13 protein-coding genes are annotated in these 13,482 nt (G+C 41.4%); 1 reads left to right on the forward strand and 12 read right to left on the reverse strand.

Going from position 1 to position 13,482, the window contains the following annotated elements; translation table 11 throughout:
- Nucleotides 1-56: 56 nt before the first annotated feature.
- The 8 genes from IJI01_RS06555 to IJI01_RS06590 all read right to left on the reverse strand — a co-directional run bounded on the left by IJI01_RS06555 (nt 57) and on the right by IJI01_RS06590 (nt 9,051).
- The gene (locus IJI01_RS06555; protein ID WP_013280467.1) at nt 57-335 is read right to left on the reverse strand and encodes an HU family DNA-binding protein; all 279 of its coding nucleotides are present in this window, start codon (nt 333-335) and stop codon (nt 57-59) included.
- Nucleotides 336-462: 127 nt separating this feature from the next.
- Nucleotides 463-1,848: a sensor domain-containing diguanylate cyclase gene (locus IJI01_RS06560; RefSeq protein WP_292187635.1), complete on the reverse strand. Its 1,386-nt coding sequence runs from the start codon at nt 1,846-1,848 to the stop codon at nt 463-465.
- Nucleotides 1,849-1,922: 74 nt separating this feature from the next.
- Nucleotides 1,923-3,182 carry a 6-phosphofructokinase gene (locus IJI01_RS06565; protein ID WP_292187639.1) on the reverse strand — a complete coding sequence of 420 codons (1,260 nt, stop codon included), beginning with the start codon at nt 3,180-3,182 and terminating at the stop codon, nt 1,923-1,925.
- 101 nt (nt 3,183-3,283) lie between these two features.
- A complete protein-coding gene (locus IJI01_RS06570) occupies nt 3,284-4,372 on the reverse strand; it encodes an endonuclease/exonuclease/phosphatase family protein (RefSeq protein WP_292187642.1) in 1,089 nt (362 codons plus the stop codon).
- A gap of 62 nt (nt 4,373-4,434) precedes the next feature.
- Nucleotides 4,435-4,650: a hypothetical protein gene (locus tag IJI01_RS06575; RefSeq protein ID WP_292187645.1), complete on the reverse strand. Its 216-nt coding sequence runs from the start codon at nt 4,648-4,650 to the stop codon at nt 4,435-4,437.
- Nucleotides 4,651-4,688: 38 nt separating this feature from the next.
- A complete protein-coding gene (locus IJI01_RS06580; RefSeq protein WP_292187647.1) occupies nt 4,689-5,834 on the reverse strand; it encodes an AI-2E family transporter in 1,146 nt (381 codons plus the stop codon).
- Between the two features lie 66 nt (nt 5,835-5,900).
- The gene (locus IJI01_RS06585; protein ID WP_292187650.1) at nt 5,901-6,818 is read right to left on the reverse strand and encodes a YihY/virulence factor BrkB family protein; all 918 of its coding nucleotides are present in this window, start codon (nt 6,816-6,818) and stop codon (nt 5,901-5,903) included.
- Nucleotides 6,819-7,230: 412 nt separating this feature from the next.
- Entirely contained in the window at nt 7,231-9,051 is a 1,821-nt protein-coding gene (locus IJI01_RS06590) for an aminopeptidase P family protein (RefSeq protein WP_292187653.1), read from the reverse strand.
- A 179-nt stretch (nt 9,052-9,230) separates the two neighbouring features.
- Between IJI01_RS06590 and deoC the strand changes: the two genes are divergently transcribed.
- Nucleotides 9,231-9,890 carry a deoxyribose-phosphate aldolase gene (gene deoC, locus IJI01_RS06595; protein ID WP_292187656.1) on the forward strand — a complete coding sequence of 220 codons (660 nt, stop codon included), beginning with the start codon at nt 9,231-9,233 and terminating at the stop codon, nt 9,888-9,890.
- Between the two features lie 74 nt (nt 9,891-9,964).
- Here the strand turns inward: deoC and IJI01_RS06600 are convergent, their stop codons facing one another.
- From IJI01_RS06600 to thrC, 4 genes are all read right to left on the reverse strand, one after another.
- A complete protein-coding gene (locus IJI01_RS06600; RefSeq protein ID WP_292187657.1) occupies nt 9,965-10,123 on the reverse strand; it encodes a hypothetical protein in 159 nt (52 codons plus the stop codon).
- Complete coding sequence (locus IJI01_RS06605; RefSeq protein WP_292187660.1) at nt 10,071-10,475, reverse strand: DUF1622 domain-containing protein; 405 nt, start codon at nt 10,473-10,475, stop codon at nt 10,071-10,073. The genes IJI01_RS06600 and IJI01_RS06605 overlap by 53 nt, the downstream gene beginning before the upstream one ends.
- Nucleotides 10,476-10,493: 18 nt before the next feature.
- Nucleotides 10,494-11,867: a citrate/2-methylcitrate synthase gene (locus IJI01_RS06610; protein ID WP_292187663.1), complete on the reverse strand. Its 1,374-nt coding sequence runs from the start codon at nt 11,865-11,867 to the stop codon at nt 10,494-10,496.
- 112 nt (nt 11,868-11,979) lie between these two features.
- Nucleotides 11,980-13,473, reverse strand: a complete 1,494-nt coding sequence (gene thrC / locus IJI01_RS06615; protein ID WP_292187666.1) for a threonine synthase — start codon at nt 13,471-13,473, stop codon at nt 11,980-11,982.
- Between the last annotated feature and the right edge of the window lie 9 nt (nt 13,474-13,482).

Genomic DNA, 13,482 nt, shown 5'->3' on the forward strand with positions numbered 1-13,482 from the left:
CATGAAAAAAGCTGCGTCATATGACGCAGCTCTCTCATTATCATTAGTAAAATAAATTATTTCTTGTTTACAAGATCCTTAAGAGCCTTACCAGCCTTGAACTTAGGTGCTACAGATGCAGGAATCTTGATAGCAGCGCCAGTCTGAGGATTCTTACCTGTTCTAGCAGCTCTCTTTGTTGTCTCGAATGTACCGAAACCAACAAGCTGAACCTTACCCTTCTTCTTAAGCTCCTTTGTTACTGTGTCTGTGAATGCGTTAAGTGCTGCAGCAGCGTCCTTCTTTGAAAGTCCTGCTTCCTTAGCGATTGCATCGATAAGTTCTGTCTTGTTCATTAAATTTTCCCTCCAAAAAGAAATATTTTACTACATTGCCCATTCTACCACTATTTTGTACCACAAACAACCCATAAACGCCGAAAAATCCACAAAAATCTAAAATTTTTATAATTTTTTCCTTGTTTTATCGGGTTTTGAGCGCAACCTCTATCATTTTACTCAGATATGTAAAGTCAGTTATATCTGGTTGAGGGAATTTTCGTGATAATTCATTCGTATTGTAGAAGAATACATATCCCCCATCCTCTACATCTTTCATCTTATAGATAAAGGCATGTTTGATATCATTGGAAGTAAAGTATCTATCCGCTCTCATACTTGCACTTAATTGCGCCTCAGGACTATCTACAACAAATACGCCATTGGCATTAAATAGCGCATCAAAATCACCATCTCTTACAAAGGAAATATCAGTAGTTACTTCTACTATACGTTTGATTCCCTTGTTCTCTGCTACTTCCGTGCTCTCAAGCCGTTTATATCCAGAGTAGCTCTTAGCAACATTCCCGTAGAATACATAAACATAGTCCAGATCATAAGTAGCGATGATCTTAGTAAGCTGATCGGCAACATCCAGTTCTTTACATCCCAGGAATCCATCAATTGCTTCCAGCACAAGCTTAGTCTTATCTACAGGTGTTGCATCCTGTACTGTCTTATTCTCTTCCTTGTACATTCCATCCACTATCTGTCCATGGATATCAGGATTGTACATTACATATCTGTTCTTACCTCTGTTCTTGGCGCGATACAGCATCCTGTCAGCGAGATCAAACAATGTATCATACTCAGAAACATCAGTTGGATACCTGGCTGATCCGATTGATACTGTGATAACAGGAAATCCATTCTGATCTCTATGGAGATTCTCCACACTCTCACGTATAGGCTTAAGATATCCACGAAGCGCAGAATTATCTGCAGCGTCATCAATTATGATCATTATCTCATCGCCGCCGATACGTCCTGCTTTGCCATGGCTTCCAATAATATTTCTGATTATTGTACTAACCTCTTTGAGTACCTCGTCGCCAAAAGAATGTCCCTTGTTATCATTGATGTTTTTAAAATTATCAATATCGAGTATGCACAGGTTAAAAACACCAGCATGGTGCTCGCACTTATCTACAGCATACTCAACAATAGATTTCTTATCTAAAAGACCCGTTCCAAAATCAATACTACTTTCTGTAGCCATTTCAGCTATATCAGAAATATCCTGAAGCGCTATCTGAATATTATCGCCATCAGCTGTCTCTTTTTTATTACAAAGAGCAATTGCCCAGTTATATTCTTCCTTCTTGTCCCTTAATCTAAAGCACAATGAATAGGGTTCATTATCACTGATGTGCTCTGCCATTTCCTGGACCAAATGCTTATCCTCTGGCCTGACATGGTCAAGAAAGCTCTGACCTTTTGCCAGCAAATCATAGCCAGAATACCCCGCGTTAACTTTAACAACATTCAATTCCTTATCTACTGTAACAGTCCCAATACCGTGTCTGATCATATCTGCGCCTCAAAATAATGAATAGACCATGAACCACCCGCCTTGGTAGTCCATGGTCACCTGTTAGTTCAATATCAAAGAAGGTCCTGGAAACCAGGTCTGTACAAATGTCTTGGAATACCATCAACCATGATAGGTCCTACATCACCCTGAATAAGAGGTCTTACATAGGTGATAAACTCGTTAGTAACATATGTACCATCCTTATTGATCCAATCTCTAGGAACTGTACGCTCATCATTAGCAATCTTATGAACATCCTTAACTTCAGTTCCTGCCTGATAAGGATCATCAGAAAGTCTTTCAATAACAACCATCTTGCCGCTGTCGCCTTCATCAGCAGCCTTCATAGCAGCACCACCAACCTCGTAAGCTTCAAGGATATCTACACGGCTTGCGCAGTGGCTGGCAGCTCTCTGAAGTGTTGAAAGCTCGATAGCACGAGTCTTACATCCGCATTCCTGAGCGACTACTTCGCAGAGGTATCTGGCTGTTCCTGTAAGCTGCTTGTGTCCGAAAGCATCTACATATTCAATGCTGTTACCAAGCTCACTTACATACTTGCCATCCTTAGTTCTGATACCCTCAGATACTGCAACAACGACTGATGCCTTATTCTTAAGAAGACCTTTGATCTTCTTGATGAAAGCATCCATATCAAATGGAAGCTCTGGAAGATAGATAGCATCTGGTCCGTCGCAATCCTCGCCCTTTGCAAGAGCTGTTGCGCCTGTGAGCCATCCTGCGTTTCTGCCCATTACTTCTACGATAATTACCTGTCCGCTGGTTGTTTCAAGAGACCAGCTATCTCTGATAATCTCTTTTACTGATGTTCCAATATACTTGGCTGCTGAGCCATATCCAGGAGTATGATCTGTAAGAGCCAGATCGTTATCGATTGTCTTAGGACATCCTACAAATCTGATGTCTGATCCTGTGATAATAGCGTAATCTGATAACTTCTTGATGGTATCCATTGAGTCGTTACCACCGATGTAGATGAAGCAGTCAATTTCAAGCTTAACGAGAATCTCGAAGATCTTCTCGTATATTTCTTTACTCTCAAAAATCTCAGGAAGCTTATATCTGCATGACCCCAAATAAGCTGATGGTGTTCTCTTCAGAAGCTCTATATCCAGCCCACTCTGGATATGCTCAGAAAGATCTACATATCTTCCTTCCATCAGGCCCTGAACGCCGTGGATCATTCCGTATACCTTCTGATATCCACGATCGATCGCAGTCCTATAAACTCCTGCAAGAGATGAGTTGATAGCGGCTGTAGGACCTCCCGATTGCCCAACAATAACATTACGTTTCTTTTTCTGTACCATTAACTCCTGTCCCCTTTCAAGTAATAAAAAATACCTTATAACTAGTATATGTGAAAAACCGTCTAAGCTCAATCAAAACTTAAACGTTTTCATATACAATTTTACTCACTTTTTAGAACGAACTTCATTACCACAGGATTATGATCCGAACACTTAAATTCCGTATTAATTGTTTCAACATTATTAACCTGCACATTGTCGGAAACTATGCATCCATCCAGCATATAGTACTGGAAATGCTCTGGAGTTTTATCGTCTGCATCAGTTAACGTTTGATCGAGAGATCTGCAGGTTGGATATGTGTCATCATAGATAAAGCTAAAGTTGCTGCCGAAATCCTCAACGTTGATGGTTCCAGCCTCCCACTTACCCTCAAGTACAGGATACTTAGAGATATCAATGTTAGAAAAGGTCTGATTAAAGTCACCAGCTACAATGATGTAGTTCCCCTTAGCTACTTCATTATTCATCAGCTCTTTTAACATATTGGTCTGTGCAATCTTGCCCTCTCCTGAGTCATAAGCTTCAAGATGAAGGTTGATGATCACAAGCTCTCTGGAAGTTCCCTCTACAGGGAATCTTGTCACCAAAAGACATCTCTTTAAATTAAAGGTTCTGAGCGGCCATTTGAATGGACATGGAAGTGCAACTCTCTCAGCGGATGTCATTTCATGAGAAGAATATGTTGTCTCTCCAGCCAGTACACGACCTATTGGAGGTACTGGAAGAGGAACAAAGGACACCTTAAAATTAGGTGCAAAGCAGCTCTGATATTTGAAGACATTGGCTTCACCCTCACTCTTTAATCGCTCAAGCTCATCGATAAAATATGATCTGGAAGAATTTCTATCAAGCTCCTGCATCACAAGAAAATCTGGCGAAAGAGCATCAACCTGTCTGGCTATACCTGACAGATTCTCCCTGACTCTGGACTCATCTGCAGTGTAAACCATCTTACCGCCATCCATAAAGAAGTCAGCGTTATCTCCCAGAGCGCCATAACCGATATTCCAGGTCACAAAAGTGTACTCCTTGTCGGTTTCTGTGCCAACTCCCTCATTGCCAATAATCTCAACCTGCTCAACGTTTGCAGGTTTATATTCATCAATAGTGAGATATGCCATAAGTGTAATGACAACAAAAACAGCAACAAGTAGCACCGCGCCTACAAACTTAAGTATATTCTTCATTTTCACCTCTCTTAGACACAAAAGGGCATCTGCACAGCGTGCAGATGCCACTTAACATCAACTTAAAAATCTTCTTCCTCAAGGGCAATTCTCTTCCCCTGAGCCTTGCCAAGTCCATACGCAATCCCTGCCACAACAATCACTGCTGCAACACATACTGCGCACCCAATGAGAAGCTTCTTTTGATCTTCATCGAAGCTATCCCAAATATCCATGGCCTTATCTATCTGAGTCTTGCAAAAATCTACTGTTGTATCAACTATTTTTACAAAATCCATAATCGCCTTACCCCCATAAAGTGTATTATGAAACCCTACTAACTATGATAAACCTTTGAGTGTCTTTCCTCAAGTTTTTTTAGTACATAATCTCTCCAGATGAAGTCTATGATAGCTGCAAATGGGATTGCCAAAAGGATTCCTGCCACACCAAAAAGTCTGCCACCAATTACAATTGCTATGAGAATCATGAGAGGCGATACTCCAAGGCTCTCTCCGAATAGTCTGGGCTTTAAAATATAGCCATCTACAGTCTGAAGCACAATTGTAAAGATGATAAAAGCAAGTGCATACCAAGGCTGGATCAGTACAAGAATAAAGGCTCCGATAACACATCCAATAATAGGACCAAATGTAGGCGCCAGGTTAGTTACACCAACAATAACTGAGATCAGCACTGCATATGGTATTCCGCCAACCAGCATGAATATCAGATTTATAACTCCGACAATTATTCCTTCTACAATATCCATACTGATGTATCTGATGATAATGGTGTTGCATCTCTGGAAAAATATAGCAGCATTTTTGTGAGCCTCTGGCTTCATGATAAGGCCTGTAAATCTCGCAAAACCGCTTTTAAGTCTTGCCTTATCCAGTAAAAGATATATTGCCAGGATAAAAGCCATCACAGCATCAAAGATGCCCTTTCCAATATTGGCAGAGGTTGTAACCACATTGCCCACATTATTAGAGAAATACTCTCCAATCTTGTCCAGTATCTTATCACCCATGGTAGCAAGAGCGCCCAGCTCTCCGCTAAAAATACCAGTAGTATCGTTTTTCTCAAGGTCTCTTAGTATTCCCTGTGTTGTTGCAACATATCCATCAACATTGGATGCAAATGTACTGACACTGTCCACAAGCTGAGGGATAAGAGCCACAAACAAAAGAACTACTGCAACTATCAGTACTACAAGTGAACATACAACAGAAAGCCTCCACTTGGCAGTTTCGTTCTTCATTTTCTTAAAAACTTTGTCATTAAACACCTTGGAAAGCGGATTAAAGACATAAGCAACAATAAGTCCGCTCACTACCGGCTTGATATAGCCATATAACGAGCTAAAGCCCTGTGCTATGTTACTAAAGTTTGACATTATCATATAAAGAATAACAGCTGAACATGTGGCAATCGAATAAGAGAACCACTTTTTCTTGGTCAGATGCTTAAAAAACTTCATGTAGCGCCTCCATCAAATTACTCTTTTATGTATTACTACAAACAATATTATAACTCTTTTTGTGCATTACCTAAACTCATTATATTCTCTATGCTTCCTGATAACCTTGGTACTCTTTTTCTTAACATTCTTTCTGACCTTATTCTTGTGATGATCATCATAGAGCACCTTAACTGCCGGATGGAAGAATCTGTTGATAAAAGCGCCTATCAGGAAAATGTAAATACAAAAATATAGCCAGAACATCATGACAACCGGGGTTGCCAGACTTCCATATATGGAATATGAATTGGGAAGACTCACATACAGGGAAAAGAGCCATGAAAAGACATACCAGACCACCGCAGAAAAAATTGCTCCAGGAAGCTGATATATAAATCTCATCTTGGCACTTGGCACAAAGGTATAGATAAGAGCGAATGCCAAAGTTGCTATTCCTATGACCATTACAAATTTGAAATTAACAAAGAAATCAATAGCCGTCCAGACATGCGGATATGCATTCATTATCAGCTGTTTGACAAAGTTGCCAAAGACCATGATCACAAGCATTATCAGCACGATAACGATCATAGCGATGGTATATAAGGCTGCAATAAATCTCAGGTAAAAATAATTACGACGCTCATCCACATCATAAATAATGTTAAGCCCCTTGATAAGAGCAAGCATTCCAAGTGCTCCTGTCCATATAGCTACAACAGCGGAAATAGAAAATACTGCAACAGACTGTTCATAAGCCTCATCAACAAGTCTGGTCATAATATTATCAGCAAAATCAGGCGTAATCTCAACCATTACGCGTACAAGATCTTCCTCTGTAAGAACTGTATAGGGGAGAACTGAAGAAAGCAGAATGAGCATAGGGATAAGGGACACAATAAGAAAAAAAGCTGTACTGCTGGCATAAGATTGCATATTCTTTTTCTGTATGCGGACTGAAAAGTCTCTTGCAAGCGCAATTAGTGCAGCTCTTACGTTCATGTTGCCCCCTCACATGGAAAAAGCAGCCATTTACATGACTGCTTTATTTTCCAAAAGAAATTCCCAAAATGCCGGTTCCTGTTATTTGACTCCTAGCTAACGCCAGGTGGGTTACCGCAACCATAATCGCTGCCTCCCTCTCCCGTAGCTGGTCTGCGCATGCGCAGGGCCGAAGGTGTGACATTGAAAATGATGATGTAGGAGTCCCGTTTAAAGTAATGTAGGTTCAAATTACACAGGAGTTGTCGGACATCCCAGGAGAACTACGTTGTAGTTCTTTTATACCTTTATTATAGCCATAGGCTCCCATTTTTCAAGGGGTTTACGGCATTTTTAACACATATTTTATTTTGGTTTAACTAAGGTGAAATTATGATTCTAATATCGTTTATATTAGCGAAGCATAATCACATCAGATAGCTCTTGTAGCCTCTTTTAACCACTCTTTTACCGCCTCATCCTCGATGAGTGGGCTTACCTTGTCATAAACCATCTTGTGATACTTATTAAGAAGCTCAACATGCTCAGGCTTCATAAAGCGAGTATCAATAGCATCAAGATCAATTGGTGCATAAGTCAGATGCTCAAAACCAAGGAACTTACCATACTCATTCTCAGAGCGCTCAACAACCTCAACGATGTTCTCGATACGGATACCATGGCTTCCCTCGATATAAACACCAGGCTCATCAGAAACGATCATACCAGGCTCAAGAAGAGCTTCTGAAGCCCCCTCAACATATCTCCATCTAAGGCTGTGAGGACCCTCATGTACATTGAGGATATAGCCAATGCCATGACCAGTTCCGTGGTTGTAATCAATTCCGATATCCCACAGAGGTCTTCTAGCGTATATATCAAGGTTTCTGCCAGTGCAGCCCTCAAGGAAAAGAGCATCAGCCATCTGAAGCATTCCTGCTACAGTTGCTGTGTAGTGCTTCTTGATCTCGTCAGAAATCTCGCCAACTACAATAGTTCTGGTAACGTCTGTTGTACCACCCATGTATGTTCCGCCTGAATCAACAAGGAGCATGCCCTGTGCCTTAACCTGTGCAGCGTTATCCTTGGCAGCCTCATAGTGCGCCATAGCTGCATTTGCATTGTATGCGCTGATAGTTGGGAATGACAGCTCAATGAAACCTGGAAGCTCAGCTCTCATGCTATCAAGCTTCTCAGCTGCTGTATACTCTGTCATCTCTATCTTACCGACATTCTGCTTAACCCAGTAGATGAACTCAGTGAGCTTAGCACTATCTCTAAGATAAACTTCTCTGATATTCTTAAGCTCTGTCTCATTCTTGACAGCCTTCATGAGCTCTGTTGGATCCTTCATATTCTTCATCTGAACGCCAGCAGCCTTAGTCTTCTCAGAAAGAGTCTTGAAGGTAAGGAAGTTTGTATTTCTCTTATCATAGAGAATATCGCCATCAAGCCCTGTCTCAGAAATAAAGCTCATGATCTCATGATAATCTCTAAGCTCAATACCAACCTTGTCGCAATATGCCTTAGCCTCAGCTGTAACCTCAGCAGGCTGAACAAAGAGGATGAACTTGTCCATAGTAATAAATGCATAAGCAAGGATTACTGGATTGCACTCAACATCATTACCACGAAGGTTTGTAAGCCAGCAGATATCATCAAGCTTGGATAAAAGATGTGCCTTAGTATTCTCTTTTTCCATAGCCTTTCTAACATCTGAAAGCTTCTGCGCAAAGCTCTTACCGCAAAGCTCATCTGAAAGAACATAAATATCATGACAAGGAAGTGCTGGTCTGTCTGTCCAGATCTCGTCAGCAAGATCCTTGTCAATCTTGAAGCTAACCTTCTTGTCAGAGAGCTTTTTCTCAAGTCTCTCACCGATACTTGTAGAAACTACTCTTCCGTCAAAGCCAAGAGTCTGTCCCTCTTTCATGTTCTGGAAAAGATATTCCTCAATAGTAGGAACACCAGGATTGCCCATCTTGTAAAGGTCAACTCCTGTTCCCTTCATCTGATTCTCAGCCTGTATAAAATATCTGCCGTCTGTCCACATTCCAGCGAAATCCTGTCCTACAACAAGAGTTCCGTTTGATCCGTCAAATCCGCAGAAGTACTCTCTAACCTTGAAAAAGTCAGCTGAGTACTCTGAGTTGTGGAAATCAGAAGTAGGCATCATGTAATAATCTATTCCGTACTCTGCCATCTTGGCACGAAGCTTAGAAAGCCTCTCTTTGATAACTGTATTCTCTGCCATATTAAACTCCTTTGCTCAATTACAATCTAAAGAGAATTTTATCACAGACAGGCAGACTTGCAACGATTAAAATTCTCAGGATTTTATATCTATTTACCAATATGCTATAATAATTTCGTTCAATCAGATTGGTGGTACTTCCCACCTGATTCCAAGAATATCATAAGGGAGAATTTATAATGGAAGAAAAAGAAATACTTAAACTCATTGATCACACACAGCTTCAGGCTAACGCAACATGGGAGGACATCGTTTCTCTTTGCGACGAGGCTGTTAAATATGGCACAGCAACAGTTTGCATCCCTCAGACATACCTTAAGAGAGTACACGACAAGTACGGTGATAACTTAAAGCTCTGCACAGTTATCGGCTTCCCTCTTGGTTACAACAGTGCTTCATCTAAGGTTGTTGAGGCCAAGGATTCAATCGCTGACGGTGCTGAGGAGATCGATACAGTTGTTAATATCAGCGATGTTAAGAATCACAGATACGACGAAGTTAAAAAAGAGCTTCAGATGATCCGCGAGGCTTGTGGCGACAAGCTCCTTAAGGTTATCATCGAAACCTGCTACCTCACAGAGGAAGAAAAGATCGAGCTCTGCAAGATCGTAACAGAGGTTAAGGCTGATTACATCAAGACTTCTACAGGCTTTGGTTCAGCTGGTGCTACTATCGCTGACATCGAGCTCTTCAAGAAGCACATCGGTCCTGACGTTAAGATCAAAGCTGCTGGCGGTATCCGTACAATCGAGGATGCTCTTGCATATGCAGAAGCTGGCTGCAGCCGTATCGGTTCTTCCAAGGTTGCTCCACTCATCGCAGCTAAGTATAATCTGTAATTCATTATATGAATTTTGATGCGCTGGTTATGGCGCATGCAACAAGAGGCCGTCACTAAGTGACAGCCTCTTTTTTATTCCTGCTTATCTGCAGGTCTTATTCCGTTTTTCTCATGCTCTTTTACCAAAGCTTCATGTATAGCCCTGGCGATAACTTCTTCGGGAGCTCTTTTCAGCGCTTCAGCCTTCTGATTCTTTTTTATCTGTATCTCTTTCTTTGGTTCCTCTGCCATGATGCTTCTCCGCAAGTTTCGGTTCCAGAGCCTGCTTCTCGTTCTTGATTTCCCAATGGATAAGGAAAGTAAGTGCAGCTCTTAGGGTTATTATCGCGCCCAGAATTCCGAGCTCAGCCCAGTCTCTGACTACTACAGTCCTAAGCACCTCTCCGCCAAGCTTAAACTCAAGTGCCAGTGCAATTCCCTGCGCCAGCTGAAGCCTTATGGATTCATCCTTTTTGAGCCAAAAGATAAAGCTTTTGACCGCTGTAAAAACAAGAATACAGATTCCGAAAAGTTCCAGTAACAGTGTTGAAAACTCAACCACATAACGAAGTAAACTTTCTGCGCTCTGATATGCTGCTTCCATAAGTTACCCCCTTTTTAGTCACTTACGATCTGCCATATCCACATAATTTTTTCTTGGTTCAATAGCCATATATGCTGGACGGATGATCTTGCCATTGTTAGCAAGCTCCTCCATTCTGTGAGCACTCCAGCCGACAATTCTTGCAATAGCAAAAATAGTAGGATAAAGCTCTTCTGGAAGCTCAAGCATTCTGTAAACAAAGCCTGAATAGAAGTCCACGTTGGCACTAACGCCCTTGTACATGGTTCTCTCTCCTGCAATAAGCTCAGGAGCGATTCTCTCAACCATCTCATAGAGAGCAAGCTCATCCTCTTTGCCCTTTTCTACAGCAAGCTTCTCTACAAAGCTCTTTAAGATGACAGCTCTTGGATCAGACTTGGAATAAATAGCATGTCCGATACCATAGATAAGTCCAGCCCCATCAAAGGCCTGCTTGTTGAGAATCTTATCAAGGTAAGCTCTTACCTCATCTTCATCCTTCCAGTTCTTAACATTGGTCTCAATATCATCAAACATGTGCACAACCTTGATGTTGGCACCGCCGTGACGAGGTCCCTTAAGAGAACCGATAGCCGCTGCTATTACAGAATAGGTGTCTGTAAGCGAAGAACTGACAACATGAGTTGTAAAAGATGAATTGTTACCACCGCCATGCTCCATATGAAGCACAAGGCAGATATCAAGAAGTCTTGCTTCAAGCTCAGTGTACTTACTGTCAGGACGAAGCAGATAAAGGATGGTCTCTGCTGTAGACAATTCCTCTTTTGGTGGATGGATTATAAGAGAATTGCCCTCATGATAGTGATTATAGGCATGATAGCCGTATATTGACAAAAGTGGGAACATGCTGATGAGCTGAAGCGACTGCCTCAGGACGTTGGGAAGCGACACATCATCAGCATGATCGTCGTATGAATACAGAGTAAGTACGCTCCTTGCAAGAGTATTCATCATATCTCTGCTGGGAGCTTTCATAATGACATCTCGAACAAAGCTTGTAGGAAGTCCCTTGTAGATTCCCAGAAGCTTTTCGAATTCAAATAGTTCTTTTCCTGTTGGAAGCTTGTCAAATAACAGAAGATACGCACATTCCTCGAATGCAAATCTCCTCTCTTTTACAGCAGCTTCAACAAGCTGATGAACATCATATCCTCTAAAATAGATTTCTCCATCAGCCGGCACTTCTTTGCCATCTATTTTCTTTTTGGCGATAATTTCAGATATTCTGGTAAGTCCTGTCAGTACGCCCTTACCATTAAGATCACGAAGTCCTCTTTTGACATCGTATTTGATAAAAAGATCATTCTCGATTAGATCTGCTTCTCTTGAAAGCTCAGATAGTTCAACAATTTCCGGTGTGTTTTCCGAGTAGTAGCCTTTGCCTAAATCCATACGCACCTCCTATATATAAACAATCAGTAGTACTTTCTAATCCCCCTCCCAACGAGAACACTGTAACGATAGCAGCACAAAAAGTGCTGCTATCTAAATTATATCATACTTATTACTTGGCAAGAAAATCCATAACTGCAGACTGCATCTGAGTCTTATCAACAACAGTCTTATGTCTGATCTCAGCAGTTCTGATAGATGAAACTGCCTCAGGAATCTCTACGCCTGATACAGCAGAAAGCTCATCTGCAAGAGCAAAATCATCCTTGCTCTCATCGCCCTTACCAAGAGCATTCATAACGCTTCTGGTAAACTTGAATGGGCTTGCTGTAGAAGCGATAACAGTTACTGTCTTGTCGCCAGTCTGCTCAACATACTTGCTGTAAACAGAGCTTGCAACAGCTGTGTGTGTATCCATGAGATATCCAGTCTTGTCGAATACTTTTTTGATAGTAGCTGCTGTCTCTTCCTCTGTAGCAAATCCGCCAAAGAAATCAACAAGCTTTTCTCTCATTGCAGGTGTAATCTCATACTTACCAGTCTGAGTCAGCTGAGCCATAAGGCTTGCATCCTTTTCTGCATTATCACCAGCGATGTGATAGATAAGTCTCTCAAGGTTACTAGAAATAAGAATATCCATTGATGGTGATGAAGTAAGGACAAACTCACGGTTTCTGTCATACTCACCAGTCTGGAAGAAGTCGAAAAGTACCTTGTTGGAGTTAGATGCACAGATAAGCTTGGCAATCGGCACACCCATATTCTTGGCATAATATGCTGCAAGAATGTTACCAAAGTTTCCTGTAGGAACAACTACGTTGATAGAATCTCCCTCAGCAATTCTGCCCTCCTTGAGGAGTTTAGCGTAAGAGTATACGTAGTAAACAATCTGTGGAACCAGTCTTCCGATATTGATTGAGTTAGCTGATGAGAACTGGAAGCCCTTGGCATCAAGCTCAGCAGAAAGCTCTTTATCTGTGAAGATCTTCTTAACTCCAGTCTGAGCATCATCGAAGTTTCCTTCGATACCGATTACGCAGGTATTATCACCCTTCTGAGTAACCATCTGCTGTTCCTGAATCGGGCTAACGCCGTGCTTAGGGTAAAAGACAATTATTCTTGTGCCAGGCACATCGGCAAAACCTGCAAGTGCTGCCTTACCTGTATCTCCACTTGTAGCTGTGAGAATAACGATCTCATTTTTTACATTATTCTTCTTGGCTGCTGTAGTCATGAGATATGGAAGGATTGAAAGAGCCATATCCTTGAAGGCGATTGTAGCGCCGTGATAAAGCTCAAGATAGAAAGCTCCGTCAGCTTCAGAAATTGGAGCAATCTCCTCTGTATCAAATTTAGAATCATACGCATGAGAAATGCAGTATTTGAGCTCTTCCTCAGTATAATCTGTCAAAAGAAGCTTCATAACTTCATATGCTGTTTCTCTATAGTCAAGCTGTGCGATTTCTCTAAGAGTCTTTTCCAAATGTGGAATGTGATCAGGGACATATAATCCTCCATCTGGAGCAAGTCCTCTTAAAATAGCTTCGGATGCCTTAATCTGCCCCAAAGCGCCTCTAGTGCTACTGTACAAAACTTCCTTTGCCATTGCGTTTAC

The organism is Butyrivibrio sp., from assembly GCF_017433805.1.
In the GTDB taxonomy this organism is placed as follows: domain Bacteria; phylum Bacillota; class Clostridia; order Lachnospirales; family Lachnospiraceae; genus Butyrivibrio.

Excerpts from the sequence above, each read along its gene's own strand:
- IJI01_RS06555 (WP_013280467.1), bottom strand. The coding sequence starts at position 335 with ATGAACAAGACAGAACTTATCGATGCAATCGCTAAGGAAGCAGGACTT.
- IJI01_RS06560 (WP_292187635.1), bottom strand. The coding sequence starts at position 1,848 with ATGATCAGACACGGTATTGGGACTGTTACAGTAGATAAGGAATTGAAT.
- IJI01_RS06565 (WP_292187639.1), bottom strand. The coding sequence starts at position 3,182 with ATGGTACAGAAAAAGAAACGTAATGTTATTGTTGGGCAATCGGGAGGT.
- IJI01_RS06570 (WP_292187642.1), bottom strand. The coding sequence starts at position 4,372 with ATGAAGAATATACTTAAGTTTGTAGGCGCGGTGCTACTTGTTGCTGTT.
- IJI01_RS06575 (WP_292187645.1), bottom strand. The coding sequence starts at position 4,650 with ATGGATTTTGTAAAAATAGTTGATACAACAGTAGATTTTTGCAAGACT.
- IJI01_RS06580 (WP_292187647.1), bottom strand. The coding sequence starts at position 5,834 with ATGAAGTTTTTTAAGCATCTGACCAAGAAAAAGTGGTTCTCTTATTCG.
- IJI01_RS06585 (WP_292187650.1), bottom strand. The coding sequence starts at position 6,818 with ATGAACGTAAGAGCTGCACTAATTGCGCTTGCAAGAGACTTTTCAGTC.
- IJI01_RS06590 (WP_292187653.1), bottom strand. The coding sequence starts at position 9,051 with ATGGCAGAGAATACAGTTATCAAAGAGAGGCTTTCTAAGCTTCGTGCC.
- deoC (WP_292187656.1), top strand. The coding sequence starts at position 9,231 with ATGGAAGAAAAAGAAATACTTAAACTCATTGATCACACACAGCTTCAG.
- IJI01_RS06600 (WP_292187657.1), bottom strand. The coding sequence starts at position 10,123 with ATGGCAGAGGAACCAAAGAAAGAGATACAGATAAAAAAGAATCAGAAG.
- IJI01_RS06605 (WP_292187660.1), bottom strand. The coding sequence starts at position 10,475 with ATGGAAGCAGCATATCAGAGCGCAGAAAGTTTACTTCGTTATGTGGTT.
- IJI01_RS06610 (WP_292187663.1), bottom strand. The coding sequence starts at position 11,867 with ATGGATTTAGGCAAAGGCTACTACTCGGAAAACACACCGGAAATTGTT.
- thrC (WP_292187666.1), bottom strand. The coding sequence starts at position 13,473 with ATGGCAAAGGAAGTTTTGTACAGTAGCACTAGAGGCGCTTTGGGGCAG.